Consider the following 14,420-nt stretch of genomic DNA (forward strand, 5'->3'; position numbering starts at 1 on the left):
TAAGTATTTTTCTATCTATAACTATCAGCTCTGTCGCCTTAATGCACTTCATAATGATTGCTACTCAGATATCTATAAAAATCTGTGAGCTTCATCGTTAAAACGCGATTGACAACATTGAGTTGACTGACAACTCGCTGATAATCTAAATTGACTGGTCCAATGACCGCTAGCATACCAAATCCTCGGTAAGGAATGAGAAATTTGCTAGAGATGAGCGTCAAATTCGCCAGACTGCTTTCTCTGCTGTCTGCCACGCGCACCGTCTGCATTTGATCTTCAGCTAAACTATCTCGAATTTCAAAAGCCACTTTTTGCGGTTGATCAAAGAATTGATAACTCTTTAGATCTGAAAAATTCAGCAACTTCACCTTACCAGATACAATGACATTTTCTTTGAAAATATCACTAAAGATATGCTCGAAAAGATCCATAACATTATCGGTCGTTGTAAAATAACGCTGGATAATTTGTGGAATCTCTGTCCGAATCTTATAGTGAATATCAAGAACTGTCTGTCCTAAGAAACGCTCTTGTATCAATTCCTTCAGCTGAATCAAATCACTTCGCAAGAAATTACGGGGAATCATGAATTGACTGGTAATCGTATTGGACTCATCCAAAGTAAAGACTGCTAAAGCTGTATGCTGGCTGAGAATCACAATGTCAAAAGCCGTCAAGCGTTGTTGACTTGGTTCTACATCAAGTGCTACCACCGTACATCCACTTAACGTTGAAAGAACGTCCGCTGCCTGTTGAAGAACATCCTCTAATTTGAAGAATTCACGGTCAAATGCCTTGATCACTTCGTAGAGTTCATTTTCAGCAAGATGATCAAAGGAAAGGGAGTGTTTGACAAAGTATTGAAAACCTGCCACACTGGGTTTGCGCCCGCTTGATGTATGTGCTTTTTCTAAAAGACCTTGTTTTTCAAGAACAGCCATGTCATTACGAATCGTCGCGCTGCTAGACTGGATTGATTCTTGTAGGGATTTGGAGCCGACTGGCTCATGGGTCTTTGTAAAGATGTCAATGATCAAGTTTAAAATCTCATTCTGACGTTCCGTTACCATGACATCACCCCTTTCAGCTTTGAGCTGGAATATGAGATTTTTTATTTAGCACTCTACACACCCGAGTGCTAACTCATGATTCTATTATACACTCTTCCACACCAAAGTCAAGACAAAAACTCAAAAAATTAGCACTCTTTTTGCAAGAGTGCTAAAAATCGGTCCGAGGACCTACAAAATATCTTATAGAAGATGTTATAAATCTTAAGCTTTCCTCAATGTTAAATAAAACCGCAGCAAATTCACACGAATTGCACTACTAAAAACTAATCTTGCTCACCGTCATCCAAATATTTTTTGCCAACAGTGCGGTAAGACATATCTCCGATGCAATCAACTGTGAAGCGACCAGTCTCGTATTCAATGACGGTCACACTACCATTGTCTAAACCATGTGGTCTTGTTTGGTCAATGAGGTACACAAATGTTCCAATGGTCATACCGTGGCTAACAATCAGTGCATTGCCACCACCAGCAGCTTCGATTTCCTTGGCAATATCTGAAAATCCTTCCCAAATGCGGCTACTCAATTTTTCCCAGCTTTCAGCCCAACCAGCTGTATCAACCTCTACCAGACCCTCAGCCAACTCAGGATAACTCAATTGATGAACATGCTCTACATTGAAAACACGAGGCATCACTCCCATAAACAATTCACCATCATAAGCTCCATCAAAACTGCCAAAACACCATTCGCGAAGTCGTTTGTCTGTGCGATAAGGAATGCGTCCGGTTAATCCGAGTTCCTCTAGCATAATTCCCATGGTTTGAATCGTCCGCCCGCTATCGCTAGAAAAAGCTTTTGCAAATTGCAGCCCCGACTCGCGAAGTCCAATTCCTAGCTCACGAATTCCACGTTCTCCCACAGCGGTCAAAGGCGTATCAGACCAGCCTTGCGCCCGACCGATGGTATTAAACATGGTTTTCCCATGGCGAACAATGTATAATCTTGTTTTTGCCATATTTTACCTCCGTTTTTCTTACTATATTATATCATTTTTTGCAGAGAAGCATTTAAGAATGAAAGAAAAATCGGGAGTAAGATAAACGTCACCATTCGTAAAAAATAACTTTTCTCACATTCCCGTTTTTATGATTATTTCTATTCTTCCAATATCTTAGCACCTACTTGGCGATAAGACATATCTCCTAACGCTTCAATGGTGAATTTTCCATTTTCATATTCCACGACCGTTACACTGCCATTTTGTACGCCAGGATTTAAAATAATAGACGGATCAATCAAACAAGCAAAGGCACCGATTGTCATACTGTGGCTGACGACAAGAGCATTGCCCCCGCCAGAAGCCTCTACATCTTTTGCAATGGCTGTAAAACCTTCTAAAATACGTCCACTCAGCTTTTCCCAAGGCTCTGCCCAGCCAGCTGTATCCACTTCGACTAGACCGTCTGCCAATTCCTGCAAGGTTAGTTTCTTATAGTCTTCTACATCCAGCACTCGTGGAATCACGCCATGAAACAGATCGCCACCATAAGCACCGTCAAAACTGCCAAAACACCATTCACGAATCCATTTGTCAAAGGTATAAGGAATTTTGCCGGTTAAGCCGAGCTCTTCAAGGACAATCCCCATGGTCTGAATCGTCCGCCCAGAATCGCTAGAAAAAGCCCTTGTAAATGTAAGTCCTGATTCTCGCAGACCAATTCCTAATTCATGAATGCCACGTTCCCCTTCAGCTGTAAGTGGCGTATCACTCCAACCTTGTGCCCGACCAATTGTATTAAACATCGTTTTTCCATGACGAATAATATATAACTTCGTTTTTGCCATTTCAATCTCCTTTTCAAAAGAAGAAGCTGGGACAAAAGTGCTCAGCTTCCTTTGCTTATATAGTCATAATTATAAGACGCAGTGGCTGAGTGGACTCTAACACGTTGATAAATCAACTTTTACAACCCTACTCAACCGTGCAGAGGTGGGACGATGAAATCAAGTTTCTACGAAACTACTGATTTCTGTCCCACTCTCATTTTAATTTTTAAAACTATGAATCGGTGCTGGAATTTGTCCACCACGCGCAATAAAATCAGCTGATGAAGCTTTATTGACTCTCATCACTGGCGCAGTCCCTAAAAGACCTCCAAACTCAATCATGTCGCCTTCTTTTCCTTTAGGAATAATCCGTACCGCTGTTGTTTTCTGATTGATAACCCCAATAGCGGCTTCGTCTGCAATCATAGCTGCAATCGTTTCAGAAGGCGTGTCAGCCGGAATGGCAATCATATCCAATCCAACCGAGCAGATCGCGGTCATTGCCTCTAATTTTTCTAAATTGAGAGATCCGTTTTGAACCGCTGCAATCATCCCCTCGTCTTCTGAAACTGGAATGAAAGCACCAGACAAACCGCCGACTTGATTGCAAGCCATTACGCCACCTTTTTTGACTTGGTCATTAAGCAAAGCCAAAGCTGCCGTCGTTCCATGCGTACCGACTGTTTCCAAGCCCATTTCTTCCAGAACACGGGCAACAGAGTCGCCGACAGCAGGTGTTGGCGCCAAGCTTAAATCAACAATCCCGAATTTAACACCCAGCCGCTCACTAGCCATCTGTCCGACAAGCTGACCGATCCGAGTGATTTTAAAAGCTGTTTTCTTGACTGTTTCCGCCACTACATCAAAACTTTCGCCACGAACTTTTTCAAGGGCACGTTTGACGACACCAGGACCAGAAACGCCTACATTGATGACGACATCAGCTTCGCCAACGCCATGAAAAGCACCCGCCATAAAAGGATTATCCTCGACCGCATTGGCAAAAACAACTAATTTCGCTGCCCCCATGTCAGAAAGTTCTGCAGTTTCCTTGATGACACGTCCCATATCTGCAACTGCTGTCATATTGATTCCTGACTTGGTGGATCCAATATTAACAGATGAGCAAACCTTATCAGTCTCCGCTAAAGCTCGCGAAATGGAGCGGATGAGGATTTCGTCCCCTTTTTGATAGCCCTTTTGCACCAGTGCAGAAAAACCACCGATAAAATCAACACCGATTTCTTTTGCTGCTCGATCCAGCGCTTTTGCTAGAAGCACATAGTTATCACTATCTGTCGCAGCACCAATCAAGGAAATCGGGGTCACCGATACACGTTTGTTCACGATGGGAATACCCAGCTCCGCAGCTATTTCATCACCAACTGCCACCAAATTTTTAGCTTTCCTTGTGATCTTTTGATAAATTTTTTCTGCTGCTCGCTCAATATCCGTATCAATACAGTCGAGAAGTGAAATCCCCATGGTAATCGTCCGAATATCAAAATTTTGCTCCTCAATCATGGAAATGGTTTCAGTAACTTGCTTTATATCCATTTTTCACCTCTATTAGATATTGTACATAGCGTCAAAAATCGCTGCACTTTGAATGTTAATTTTAACATTGAGTGTATTGCCAAAGGCTTCAAATTCATTGCGCAATTCTGTAAAATCTTTCTTTTCTTCACTAGAAACAACCGCCATCATAGTGAAAAATTCATCTAAAACAGTCTGTGAAATATCATCAATATTCAAACCAAGCTCTGCAATTTTGCTAGACACTCCTGCCACAATCCCCGTTCTATCCTTGCCAACAACCGTAATAATTGCTTTCATTTTTTACTCCAATCAACATGCTTTTCCCTATTGTAGCATAAGTAAAGGAAATTTGCATAAACCGAAAGAGAAAAATACGACTTTTATCCCTTAAGCTCTGCCTAATCGTTATCAATTGATTGTTGATTCTTTCCAATGAACACTACAATCCAGCACTTGTTGTTTTTCTTCTTGATGACGCCCATCAATCTGGTCAATCAAAATCTTGGTTGCACGCTGGCCTTCTTCAAAAGCTGGTTGGCCTTGTCGTGATACTCGGCGAAGATAAGCTCGTCATCTCGATCAACGGACTGAACGAAAACTCGTTCACTTCATCCGAGGGTCAGACAGGCTACCCGAAAACTGGTTTACTCTGCCCTAAAGCGTTTTGTCAAGTATCTTTTTGATTTATTGATGCTTTTTCTTTTGACCTCATCCCCATTTTGAGCAAGAAAAACAGTAATGGTTCTGACCTCAAACTTTCTCTCAAATTCAATGAATTATTTGGAAATGACTTAAGTCTTCGGACACCAAACAATATCCGCAGAACCTATCGACAATTCATCGGAAATCATGAGCTCGTTGGAACAGATGAAGAGTCCGGTCTAACGATTCGAAAAACACTTGTTTTCCGACCATATGAAAACTTCCATACTCACGAAGAAATGTTAGCGGCTATCGAAAAAAGTCGTCAAGAAGCTAAAAATGATCGGCTTGTTCAAATTGAAGACATTGGTACCAGCGCTCAAGGACGGAAAATTAAGTTAAGCATTATCAGTTCTGATCAAAAAAGCATTGATGATTACCTCAACTCAACCAATAAAATGGCGCTAACCAAACCTGCTGAAATGTTAGCAGCCCTCAAAGACGGCAAATTAGACTACAAACTTCCTATCCTCATCAACAACACACATGCTGATGAGCAACCTGCTATTGATATTATTACCGGCTTGTTCAACTCTTTCGCAACCCAAGACCAAATCAGCTTTAAAACGACTCAAGCAGAAGACGGCACCCACGGTTAAAACATGCTACTCCGCATAAATTACGACACACTAGAGCAACACTTGCTAAGAAAGCTGGAATGAGCTTAGAAGCTATCTCAGAAGCATTAACTCATAGTGATACTCTCACAACTAAGACCTATGTCAACACTTCTAATGTTGTCCCTCTATCTGCTGGTCATGTCGCCTATCAACATCTTAAAAATGAGTAGTGCAAATTTAGGGCAAATTTTAGGGCAATTAGGATTAATCACCTATTCACTACCTTTTATGAAATAAGAAACTGATTCGTTTATTTAAAAAGAAGAGGAATTATAAAACGAATATTTTGATCATTTGAGAAAAGAAACATTATTTTTAAGAATTTATCTGATAAGATAGGAGTATGAAAAATTTAAAAGAAGATAACATTCAAAAATCCTTATGGCACATCAAACGACATTGCGAGAATATAGAGAAAAATACTGATGTTCTTAGAAGAAAAATCGAACTCCTTCATCTGAAGGAAAGTGTCGAGATACTAAAGAGAGTTTTTAACGATGAAAAACCCTATCCGAATTTGGATAGGGAGGAAGTTTTTTGAAACTTCGAACCATTTATTGCTTTTGAGCTAGGAAGTTAAGTAGTTCTGAGGTAAACTGAGTCATAGGAATAAATCTCTTTCTAGTAATGTTTCGCAACTCTACTATAACAGATTTATTCCTTTTTGTGTTTACACAATTTATTGTCTACTCTATTTTCATTTTTAGAGCGATTTAATTATTCGTTAACCCTCTCGCCATAAAGCGCCATCTGGAAACAACAAAGCATCTGAGAAATAGCTGTATACCCTAATTTCTTTAGGCTTACTGAACGTCGATCCAAATCTTAGTTGCATAAAATATCTCGGTAATTCTTCAAATTTTATATTGCTATAATCCTTTGTTAAAATGTCTTGTCTTAAAGCATTTACTTTAACCATATCAAACAAGTTGTTTATTGTTTGTTTTTTCGCAGCAATTATATCTAACTTTTGAGTCTTCTCATCATATTTTACATCTCCCCAAGCAAGAACTAAATTCATACTTCGATCCTCATATGTTTCACCTGTTCTTGTCAACATATAATCAAGAGCTGCCAAACATCCTGGATATGGATCACCTCTGAACCCAGCATTAACCTTATATATTATTGTTTCTTTGCGTTCAGACCAGATAGTATTGTCAAAATACATTCCTGGCATACCAGTTTTCACTCTTGATATGTAATCAATTACAGAACTTGATGGAACTTTAATCGTTGAAGTTATAGGTGATGCACTAGGGGTAGAGTTCCCACCCTTTCTATAATACTCTTGTTGCATATACATTTTTCTAGCACTCACAGCTGGCTGAGAAATCAAGGTACCTTGATTTTTATTCTGGTGAAATTGAATAATTTCATTTATACACTTAAACATTTCAGCCATCTCTCCATCAATAACAGGTTGGTCCGAGTTTGGTTGCAATAGTAACCCCTTATTCGTATTATTAATTTGAGCCGATGTCTTATTACTTCTAAAATCACTAGGATAATAATATAGGAGAGCCGGTGCCTCTGGATAGATATTTGATAGCTTTTCCATTGCATAAAATATCAACGGGTTTATGGGATCCCATTTCCAAGTATCTGATTTTTGTCTGTAAACTCTTGCTGCCTCTGGATAGATATAAATTGTTGGGACTTTATTTTCTACTGCTGCTGCAAGTCTAGCAAATCGTTGAAAAACATTATGACCTGTTCCTGCTTCCCGAGAAATCTCAATAGAAAGAATTGGCTCCCCATTTAAATCAATAATTAAATCTGGTGAATCAAGATATTGAATATTTTTTATATGAGTGGGCAATCTATGAAAGGACTTTGGTTTACTAGCATCGCTTTCTGGTAGGTACTTAAAAGAAACATTCTCATTTTTCAGTATTGTATTGGTATGTATAAACTTTGAAAAGCCATCTGTGCTTCCCCATAAAACAAATTTATCCATTTTTTTCTCCTAAAGTTTTCAATAATTCCTGTGCGACACTATAGGCTAGTAGTGGTGGAACTGCATTTCCCGTCTGTACTCTTCCTTGGACGACTCCACCAACGAAAATGAAATCATCTGGGAAACTTTGAATTCTAGCTCTTTCGCGCACGGACAACCCTCGAGGTTGATCTGGATGCCCAAACTGAAATTGCGGTCTAATTCCCCCTGCTAATTGTGTTGGGCTTTGGATATCCCATGCAAGTCTAATTCTTTGCTTATAATTTTTATACATTGGCTTTCCGGGAGTCGTTTCCCTTATCTTCGCTATTGTGCTTTCTGGATGTTTTGGGGACTTATGATTGTTTAAAGTCTCAATATTGGAATTCGCTCGCATCTCAACCTGATATTGGGTCTGAGGAGACTCATTATACTTTGTCACTTCATCATTGTTATTTAGTTTTGGCAAATCACCTATTGCATCTCGAATTGTTCTATAAGGCCTATCTGATGTCCCAAACTTAGGATTAGGAAAATGAAACTCACTTTCGATATCATTTCTAATGGCAACAAAAATTAATCTTTTCCGAATTTGAGGTACACCAAAATCAGCAGCATTAAGCAACTCTCTCTTAACTTTATATCCAAAATCTCCAGCAGATGAGAGTGCTTCTGCAATAGCTTTTTCAAACTCACCATTTTTAAGCGATCTCATACCCGAAACGTTTTCAATAACTACGACTTTAGGATTAAATAAATTTATAAATCTAATAACTTCTAAAAATAAGAAATTCCTTTCATCCTCAACATTTCTTTTTAAATTAGCCAGAGAAAATCCTTGACATGGTACTCCAGCAGCCACAATATCCACTTGCTGAATACCAATTGCCTCCTGATACAATTCATCAGTAATCTGCCTCACGTCTCCCAAAATAGTTGATGTATTGGGATTATTCAATTCATACGTTTTTAATGCCTCTGTGAATATATCAACACCTAAGATAGGAGTAATTTTGTTAGTGTCACTTAACCCCTTAGATAAGCCCCCTGCTCCACAACAGATATCAACTAGTGTATATTTTTCGTGTGTATCTTTATTTAGTTTCTTTTTTAAAATAGGGTCTCCATCCCAATAATAGCTACTTTTCTCTGTAAAACTTTTTATTTTTTCTTTAAAAATCATTTATACACCCCATACTCCATCAACTATCTGATAGTAATTATCTTTTACCCTTTGTTTTGCTTTTTTTGGTAAACCAATAAAAGTTTTCAGATCTAGTATTTCCAAGTCCAATCCTAATTTTACTTTAAAAGCATCTTTATATTCTTCTAGATTTTCTCTTAGAAATTTTAATTTTTCAAAATCTTTTTTATAAAATCTATCTTTGTTTTCAAATACCCACAATTTATCATCCTTTACTGCAATTATATCCAAATTTATTTTTGGTAACTTTGTATTTCTAGGGTATAAAATCACCCCAGTTCCAGACTGAGGATAGTCAAAAGCTTTTATTGTAAAACCTTTGTTAACTAGTTCACTTATAATCTTTTTTGTTACTTGCTCTTCTTTCATGCTATCAACTACATCTATTTTATTAATATTTCTTCTATTTTATCACATTTCTAACGAATTATGATTTATAAGATATCCCTTCAATTTTTTTAAATTGTGTACTTTGTATTTAAAGAGTCTTAAATTGTTTTTAAAATTGGATTCAAAATAAAAATAATGATCTCGTCCATCCTTAGAATTTTCTTTATTAAGTTTGAAGTAGTTTTTCTGATTCATAGCCATAGTTCTGAGAATATCATCAACTAGAAAAGTAAGTGGTATGTCCATTGCTGAATATTTTTGGAAATCTTCTTCAAAGTGGATATAGTCATCTGAGAAATAATCCATCTGTAATTTATTCTCATAGAGTTCTTTTCTATTCATAGGCAACCTCTTCTAGTAACTGTATGCTCAAAAAGTCTTCCACTTTAATCAATCGGTATCTTGTTCAAAGAATTTTATCAAGAGGTCTGGTTAGAACCATATAAGGCAGGGCAAACAACAACAACAACAACTATAAAACCTCCTACTAAAGCAACCATTTTTCAAACAGAGAGTCTCTTTATGTTACATATTTTACCAATACTAGGGGATTACTCACTAGAGCATTTAATCAATAATAAACAACTCGTTCTATCACTACTCACTCCTAAAGCAAATAGTTATGCTAATTTCAAAGTAATTAGGAGCTATGTAAACTCTGTTTTTGATTGGGCAGAAGAACTTGATTATATTTCTTCAAATAAGCTTCGAAAAACTATCAGTAGAATAAAAGCTAATAAAAAAATCCTCCTCAAAGAGAATAAACGAGAGGAGGATCTTTCTCTTGCTGAGGAAGAATTAAAACTATGGTTACAAGCTTTTGATACTGATCTTGCAAAGGGTGATATTGATTTCAAGGATTATACACTATTTTACACAACATTCTTCTTATCCGATCGTAAATCAGAAAGTTATGCACTACAGTGGAAACACATTGACTTTTCTACTGGAGAAATACTAATAGAGCAAGCATTAGACCGCTTTGGAAATGTAAAATCTACCAAGGGAAATAAAAGGACAATCTTTAAAGCTCCAATCGAGCTACTAGAAATACTAAAAAAATGGAAAATTCAACAACAAGAAGAGTTAAAACTTTTTGGAATTCGACAAAGCCAAAAACAATTTGTATTTACATATAACGATAGAACAAATAACATTAATAAACCACTCCATACCGACTATCTCAACTATAGAATGAAATCAGTAAGAAAGAGACACCCTGAACTCTCTCCAGCATCTCCCCATAAACTAAGACATACAGGCGCCACATTAGCTAAACAAGCCGGTGTTTCACTAGAGGCTATTTCTGAAGCACTGACTCATAGTGATAAACAGATTACCAAAATGTATGTAAATACAGCTGATACTGTTAATCAGACAGTTGGTGAGATTGTTTTTAGAAACCTAAAATATGACTCAGGGAAATCTCAGGGAAATTCCTGATTTTCAGATAAAAAAAGACATCCAAGAGTAAATTCTTGAATGTCTGTAAACGTTGATATAATCGTATTGATTAACGTTTACTAAATTGTGATGCTTTACGAGCTTTCTTAAGACCTGGTTTTTGGTTCACTCGATTATTTAAACTCAAATACCATTAAAATCAACGTTTCTAAAACAAAAAATCATCAAAAATCTTATTTATAAACAAATATCTAAACCTAAACGGTATCAAAAAGGTATCAATTTTCTATAGTTTCGGAGCTTATAAAATAAACGAAATCTGTCTCAATCATTTGAGCTTTTTTTATTGCTTTTTCGTAGTAAATTCACATAATCACTCTTAGTATGAAAGAGATGCCACAAGAATACAACTTTATCTTCTTCAATCACAAAATACAGTAGCACATATTGTCCAATAATTTTTCCCCTAGTCAAATACTTGCTATTTATCTTAACGCCTATTCGTTCATCAGCATCAAAACCTGCTTCAGGAAAGATTTCTAAACTTTTTAAGCTGTCTAAAATTTTAGTCACAGTATTTTTGGCAGATTGAGGGGATAGAAGTACCGTAGCTATATAGTCGTGTATATTGTCGATAGCTTCCTCGACCTCTTTTGAAGCAATCACTTTATAAGCCATAGCGTGCCCTCATATTGTCTAGGGAAGTGCCTTCTCCTGCCTCGTATTCTCTCAAGGCTCGTTCAGATTGGGCTTGTAATTCATCAATCAACTGTTCTCTATGTAGATCTTCGGCCGTCTTAATAGGCAAATCTTGCTCCAGGACTATTTGCTCCACAAATAAAGAAATAGCATCTGTCATTGTCATCCCCTTTTCCTTGATAATATTTCGAGCTTGTTCCATAGTGGCTTCATTCAGTTTAAAATTGTATTGTTTCGATAAAGTTATAGCCATTATATATCTCCAATCTATACGTTATAGATTGATTATATACTAGATATAGATTTTAATCAAGAAAAAAAGTTCTGTTTGATAACAGAACTAAGTTATTTCAATAGACGTCGTAGCGCTTTAGTTGACTGTCGTACAGAGCGGTCAAGAAAGCGTAATGCAGAAAATGCAAGCATCCAACCAAAAAGTGTTTTTCTCATGGCGTTACCTCCTTACTAAATAGTATACCACAGCTTTTTTTAGCTGCGATTTCCTAGACGGTCTTCTTTTTGAAAAATTCAATTTTTTCAATCGGAGTCATATTGCGATATGTTTTGATAAAATCACGATAAATCAGATACTTTTTATCAGGGTCAAGTAAGTCATTAAAGAGTTTAATAACTCCAGTTTTAAAGCTATCAATATCCTCAATAACAAGAAGAATATAAGGTGATTTTTGTATTAGATGGATGTTATAGTTATCCTTGAGACGAATTTCTAAAACATTGATAGCCAGGGCATTTGACCAAAACGATTCTCCCTGTTCATCTGAAGTAAAATAAGGCTCAATAATGCTGAGTGGATAGGCTGATGGTATATAGTTCCCAGTGATTTCCTTAAAAACTGACTGTAGGAAACCCAGTAATATTTTTCCGGAAAATGTACCGGGTTGTTTAATTTTGTGTACTAAAGGTTTGTTAATATTGTTCATCTTTTTCTCCTTGTTCATTTATTCCATGGTTCTCTTGACAACAAGTAACCTAGTCTTTTTTAGCCTTTGGCAATCGGTCGTCAGCTTTTCAGCCTGACGACTCGACTGACTTTAGTCTAAAGTCGACTAGCTTGTTATCAAGAGACTTTCACGGCATAAAGTGCTTAAAATATATTTTTTTCAATCATATTTTTAACACTTCGAGCGACTGACATAATGGTTATTATTGGTGGACGTATTTGATTTATGACATGTAACATTCTGCCGAATTCTTTAGGATGCATGTAATTTCTTGCTGTTTTGCGCCAAAGTGCAAGTTTTTTATTTACGGCATTTAATTGCTCACCTAATCGTTTTATACTTTCATTGAGTTTTTTATTTGCGTGTTTTAGTTTATCGACTTCTGATTTTAGCGTACGATTTTCAGACAATATATGATCACTCTTCATCAGTTCTTTAGCTAAGTTATTCTGTTTAGAAAGTGATTGCTGTAATTGATGTTCAAGTTTGCTGTTTTCGTGCCTTAGCCTATTATTATCTAGTGCATTTTGGGATGCTGTATGAAAGAGTCTGTCATAGGTTGCTTTATCCATTTTTAGTTTTCCGTCAAATGTACGTCTGACTAATTTGTCTTTTTTCATTTCTTCAATCTGTAAAGGTTGAATAGACTCCAAAACAGCTATATCATCTAGTAAAGCATCTTTCTCTTTTTCGTGTTGCTTGATTTTTTCGGTAGCTTGCTTTTCCTGTTTTTCTAGTTGCTTTAGTTTTTCGGTTTTATCAACTATCTTTTTATCAGTATCATCTAGTAAGCGTTGCTTTTCTTTAAATTCTGCTGTTTCGAGGTGTTTCTTCTTGCTATCAGATTCCCCACGTTGCAAATTATATCCGTGTTTGTTCAGGTATCTAGGAAATGCTTCCTGGATCTCTTTCAGTTGGTCACGACTGCCAAATAATGACTTAGAACTTAACTTGCCATTTTGCATAGGTACAAGTCCTAAGTGCATATGGGGCGTACTCTCGTCAAGATGTACCATAGCATAAGCGATATTACTATTACCGTATCTTTCAGCAAAGAAATTTTTTGCTGTTTCAAAAAAATTCTTAATCTGATCCGGACTCATATTCTCAAAAAATGCCTTGTCTGATGTAATAATCCATTCGTTACACAAAACGGCATCTTTACGTAGAGCACGTTTGGATATTTTATTATCGTTGATGTATTGTTTAATCTGTCTATCGTATGGGATAGAGCGGTCACGGTCGGTTAATTCATAGTTTAGGTGAGTTTTTTCTGGGTCAATATCCTTGTTCGAGTGATTTTCAAAAATTCGTTCATTGTGACGATAGGCACCACCAAGATTTCCAGATTTCATTTTTTGCATCCTAGCTACAGCGTAACTCATAGCTTGTTCTCCTTTCTCGGCTCAAAGGGTCGCCGAGCTGGTGGCGGAAGATTGCCACCAGGACTAAGTGACCCATAGGGTAGATTTTTTCCTGAAGAATCGGCACGACTTCCATGTAAAGTGTAACGCACTACACTTTACTCCGTAAATGTGCGTTCTCCGAAGGGTCTTGCAGACGGCACATCGCTCCGAATACAGGAGCGACATCGAATCACCTCTCGAGCCACAAGAGGAGTTTCGACTATACTCGCCGAAGCGAGTAGGGCACTCTGTCGGTGCCCCAGGGTCGGACGCTTCGCATTGTCCGACAAATGCCGTCAGAAGACGGCAAAGGCTAAAGCTACAAGGAAAGCTATAGATACAGTAGTGAGTGCAAGCATTAAGTAAACTCTATGTTGTTCCAATCGTTCAGCATAATCTGCCCAAGCTTTTAAGTTTTGTTGCTCACTCTTCCGATAGCCTCTCAAAAGTTGCAAATCTTGTTCTAGTTGTTTGCCTTGTTCTTTAGCCTCCTCTAATTCTTTCTCAAGTTTAATCACATCATTTTCAAAATGATAATCTTCAAGTATTCTAATGCCTATTAAATCAAGGTTTTCAACCTTTTGGTTGTCTAGGTATAAATGACCTTTCAACCTCTCTTTATATTTTGGAGATCGTATCCGTTTATAGATGGATTGACTACTAACTCCCAGGATATCAGCGTAGTCTTTTATTCTCATTTTAGGCCTC

The 14,420-nt window shown here is 37.3% G+C and carries 15 protein-coding genes and 4 pseudogenes; 4 read left to right on the forward strand and 15 right to left on the reverse strand.

Features of this window, described 5'->3' with window-relative positions; translation table 11 throughout:
- Positions 1–38: 38 nt before the first annotated feature.
- The 6 genes and pseudogenes from hrcA to HMPREF2574_RS10180 form a co-directional block, all read right to left on the reverse strand.
- Positions 39–1,073: a heat-inducible transcriptional repressor HrcA gene (gene hrcA, locus HMPREF2574_RS05145; RefSeq protein WP_024052713.1), complete on the reverse strand. Its 1,035-nt coding sequence runs from the start codon at positions 1,071–1,073 to the stop codon at positions 39–41.
- A 266-nt stretch (positions 1,074–1,339) separates the two neighbouring features.
- Positions 1,340–2,035: a histidine phosphatase family protein gene (locus tag HMPREF2574_RS05150; protein ID WP_024052714.1), complete on the reverse strand. Its 696-nt coding sequence runs from the start codon at positions 2,033–2,035 to the stop codon at positions 1,340–1,342.
- A gap of 140 nt (positions 2,036–2,175) precedes the next feature.
- Positions 2,176–2,865, reverse strand: a complete 690-nt coding sequence (locus tag HMPREF2574_RS05155) for a histidine phosphatase family protein (RefSeq protein ID WP_024052715.1) — start codon at positions 2,863–2,865, stop codon at positions 2,176–2,178.
- 201 nt (positions 2,866–3,066) lie between these two features.
- Positions 3,067–4,404: a PFL family protein gene (locus HMPREF2574_RS05160; RefSeq protein WP_024052716.1), complete on the reverse strand. Its 1,338-nt coding sequence runs from the start codon at positions 4,402–4,404 to the stop codon at positions 3,067–3,069.
- Between the two features lie 12 nt (positions 4,405–4,416).
- Positions 4,417–4,683, reverse strand: coding sequence for an ACT domain-containing protein (locus tag HMPREF2574_RS05165; RefSeq protein WP_003026213.1), 267 nt, complete (start codon positions 4,681–4,683; stop codon positions 4,417–4,419).
- A gap of 111 nt (positions 4,684–4,794) precedes the next feature.
- Positions 4,795–4,963 (reverse strand): annotated as a pseudogene (locus HMPREF2574_RS10180) (substrate-binding domain-containing protein); the annotation flags it as partial.
- A gap of 160 nt (positions 4,964–5,123) precedes the next feature.
- Between HMPREF2574_RS10180 and HMPREF2574_RS10550 the strand changes: the two are divergent.
- The 3 genes and pseudogenes from HMPREF2574_RS10550 to HMPREF2574_RS05180 form a co-directional block, all read left to right on the forward strand.
- Positions 5,124–5,666 (forward strand): annotated as a pseudogene (locus tag HMPREF2574_RS10550) (zinc carboxypeptidase); the annotation flags it as partial.
- Positions 5,657–5,878 (forward strand): annotated as a pseudogene (locus HMPREF2574_RS05175) (site-specific integrase); the annotation flags it as partial. The pseudogenes HMPREF2574_RS10550 and HMPREF2574_RS05175, both read left to right, overlap by 10 nt.
- A gap of 173 nt (positions 5,879–6,051) precedes the next feature.
- Positions 6,052–6,249, forward strand: coding sequence for a hypothetical protein (locus HMPREF2574_RS05180; protein WP_000793100.1), 198 nt, complete (start codon positions 6,052–6,054; stop codon positions 6,247–6,249).
- 183 nt (positions 6,250–6,432) lie between these two features.
- On the opposite strand, the gene HMPREF2574_RS05185 is transcribed toward HMPREF2574_RS05180, so the two are convergent.
- From HMPREF2574_RS05185 to HMPREF2574_RS05200, 4 genes are read right to left on the reverse strand one after another with little or no spacing between them, the layout of a single operon-like run.
- On the reverse strand, positions 6,433–7,668 hold the full coding sequence (locus HMPREF2574_RS05185; protein WP_070812244.1) for a hypothetical protein: 1,236 nt from the start codon (positions 7,666–7,668) through the stop codon (positions 6,433–6,435).
- Complete coding sequence (locus HMPREF2574_RS05190; RefSeq protein WP_083312996.1) at positions 7,661–8,830, reverse strand: DNA cytosine methyltransferase; 1,170 nt, start codon at positions 8,828–8,830, stop codon at positions 7,661–7,663. The genes HMPREF2574_RS05185 and HMPREF2574_RS05190 overlap by 8 nt, the downstream gene beginning before the upstream one ends.
- The gene (locus HMPREF2574_RS05195) at positions 8,831–9,220 is read right to left on the reverse strand and encodes a hypothetical protein (protein WP_070812245.1); all 390 of its coding nucleotides are present in this window, start codon (positions 9,218–9,220) and stop codon (positions 8,831–8,833) included.
- Positions 9,221–9,262: 42 nt separating this feature from the next.
- Entirely contained in the window at positions 9,263–9,583 is a 321-nt protein-coding gene (locus HMPREF2574_RS05200; RefSeq protein ID WP_070812246.1) for a DUF5960 family protein, read from the reverse strand.
- 57 nt (positions 9,584–9,640) lie between these two features.
- Here HMPREF2574_RS05200 and HMPREF2574_RS05205 point away from each other — a divergent pair.
- Positions 9,641–10,684: pseudogene (locus HMPREF2574_RS05205) on the forward strand (tyrosine-type recombinase/integrase); the annotation flags it as partial.
- A 285-nt stretch (positions 10,685–10,969) separates the two neighbouring features.
- Here HMPREF2574_RS05205 and HMPREF2574_RS05210 read toward each other — a convergent pair.
- The 5 genes from HMPREF2574_RS05210 to HMPREF2574_RS05230 all read right to left on the reverse strand — a co-directional run bounded on the left by HMPREF2574_RS05210 (position 10,970) and on the right by HMPREF2574_RS05230 (position 14,410).
- A complete protein-coding gene (locus tag HMPREF2574_RS05210) occupies positions 10,970–11,323 on the reverse strand; it encodes a type II toxin-antitoxin system RelE/ParE family toxin (protein ID WP_070812247.1) in 354 nt (117 codons plus the stop codon).
- Positions 11,313–11,597, reverse strand: coding sequence for a type II toxin-antitoxin system RelB/ParD family antitoxin (locus HMPREF2574_RS05215; RefSeq protein WP_070812248.1), 285 nt, complete (start codon positions 11,595–11,597; stop codon positions 11,313–11,315). The genes HMPREF2574_RS05210 and HMPREF2574_RS05215 overlap by 11 nt, the downstream gene beginning before the upstream one ends.
- Before the next feature lie 250 nt (positions 11,598–11,847).
- Positions 11,848–12,285 (reverse strand): hypothetical protein, encoded by a 438-nt coding sequence (locus HMPREF2574_RS05220; RefSeq protein ID WP_257374201.1) that lies wholly within the window; start codon positions 12,283–12,285, stop codon positions 11,848–11,850.
- A gap of 164 nt (positions 12,286–12,449) precedes the next feature.
- Positions 12,450–13,691, reverse strand: coding sequence for a MobV family relaxase (gene mobV, locus HMPREF2574_RS05225; protein WP_070812250.1), 1,242 nt, complete (start codon positions 13,689–13,691; stop codon positions 12,450–12,452).
- Positions 13,692–14,008: 317 nt separating this feature from the next.
- A complete protein-coding gene (locus tag HMPREF2574_RS05230) occupies positions 14,009–14,410 on the reverse strand; it encodes a hypothetical protein (RefSeq protein WP_070584621.1) in 402 nt (133 codons plus the stop codon).
- Positions 14,411–14,420: the final 10 nt, after the last annotated feature.

It is taken from the genome of Streptococcus sp. HMSC034E12 (assembly GCF_001835915.1).
In the GTDB taxonomy this organism is placed as follows: domain Bacteria; phylum Bacillota; class Bacilli; order Lactobacillales; family Streptococcaceae; genus Streptococcus; species Streptococcus vaginalis.

What these genes read in the sequence shown, in the direction of transcription:
- hrcA (WP_024052713.1), bottom strand. Translation starts at nt 1,073, where the DNA reads ATGGTAACGGAACGTCAGAATGAGATTTTAAACTTGATCATTGACATC.
- HMPREF2574_RS05150 (WP_024052714.1), bottom strand. Translation starts at nt 2,035, where the DNA reads ATGGCAAAAACAAGATTATACATTGTTCGCCATGGGAAAACCATGTTT.
- HMPREF2574_RS05155 (WP_024052715.1), bottom strand. Translation starts at nt 2,865, where the DNA reads ATGGCAAAAACGAAGTTATATATTATTCGTCATGGAAAAACGATGTTT.
- HMPREF2574_RS05160 (WP_024052716.1), bottom strand. Translation starts at nt 4,404, where the DNA reads ATGGATATAAAGCAAGTTACTGAAACCATTTCCATGATTGAGGAGCAA.
- HMPREF2574_RS05165 (WP_003026213.1), bottom strand. Translation starts at nt 4,683, where the DNA reads ATGAAAGCAATTATTACGGTTGTTGGCAAGGATAGAACGGGGATTGTG.
- HMPREF2574_RS05180 (WP_000793100.1), top strand. Translation starts at nt 6,052, where the DNA reads ATGAAAAATTTAAAAGAAGATAACATTCAAAAATCCTTATGGCACATC.
- HMPREF2574_RS05185 (WP_070812244.1), bottom strand. Translation starts at nt 7,668, where the DNA reads ATGGATAAATTTGTTTTATGGGGAAGCACAGATGGCTTTTCAAAGTTT.
- HMPREF2574_RS05190 (WP_083312996.1), bottom strand. Translation starts at nt 8,830, where the DNA reads ATGATTTTTAAAGAAAAAATAAAAAGTTTTACAGAGAAAAGTAGCTAT.
- HMPREF2574_RS05195 (WP_070812245.1), bottom strand. Translation starts at nt 9,220, where the DNA reads ATGAAAGAAGAGCAAGTAACAAAAAAGATTATAAGTGAACTAGTTAAC.
- HMPREF2574_RS05200 (WP_070812246.1), bottom strand. Translation starts at nt 9,583, where the DNA reads ATGAATAGAAAAGAACTCTATGAGAATAAATTACAGATGGATTATTTC.
- HMPREF2574_RS05210 (WP_070812247.1), bottom strand. Translation starts at nt 11,323, where the DNA reads ATGGCTTATAAAGTGATTGCTTCAAAAGAGGTCGAGGAAGCTATCGAC.
- HMPREF2574_RS05215 (WP_070812248.1), bottom strand. Translation starts at nt 11,597, where the DNA reads ATGGCTATAACTTTATCGAAACAATACAATTTTAAACTGAATGAAGCC.
- HMPREF2574_RS05220 (WP_257374201.1), bottom strand. Translation starts at nt 12,285, where the DNA reads ATGAACAATATTAACAAACCTTTAGTACACAAAATTAAACAACCCGGT.
- mobV (WP_070812250.1), bottom strand. Translation starts at nt 13,691, where the DNA reads ATGAGTTACGCTGTAGCTAGGATGCAAAAAATGAAATCTGGAAATCTT.
- HMPREF2574_RS05230 (WP_070584621.1), bottom strand. Translation starts at nt 14,410, where the DNA reads ATGAGAATAAAAGACTACGCTGATATCCTGGGAGTTAGTAGTCAATCC.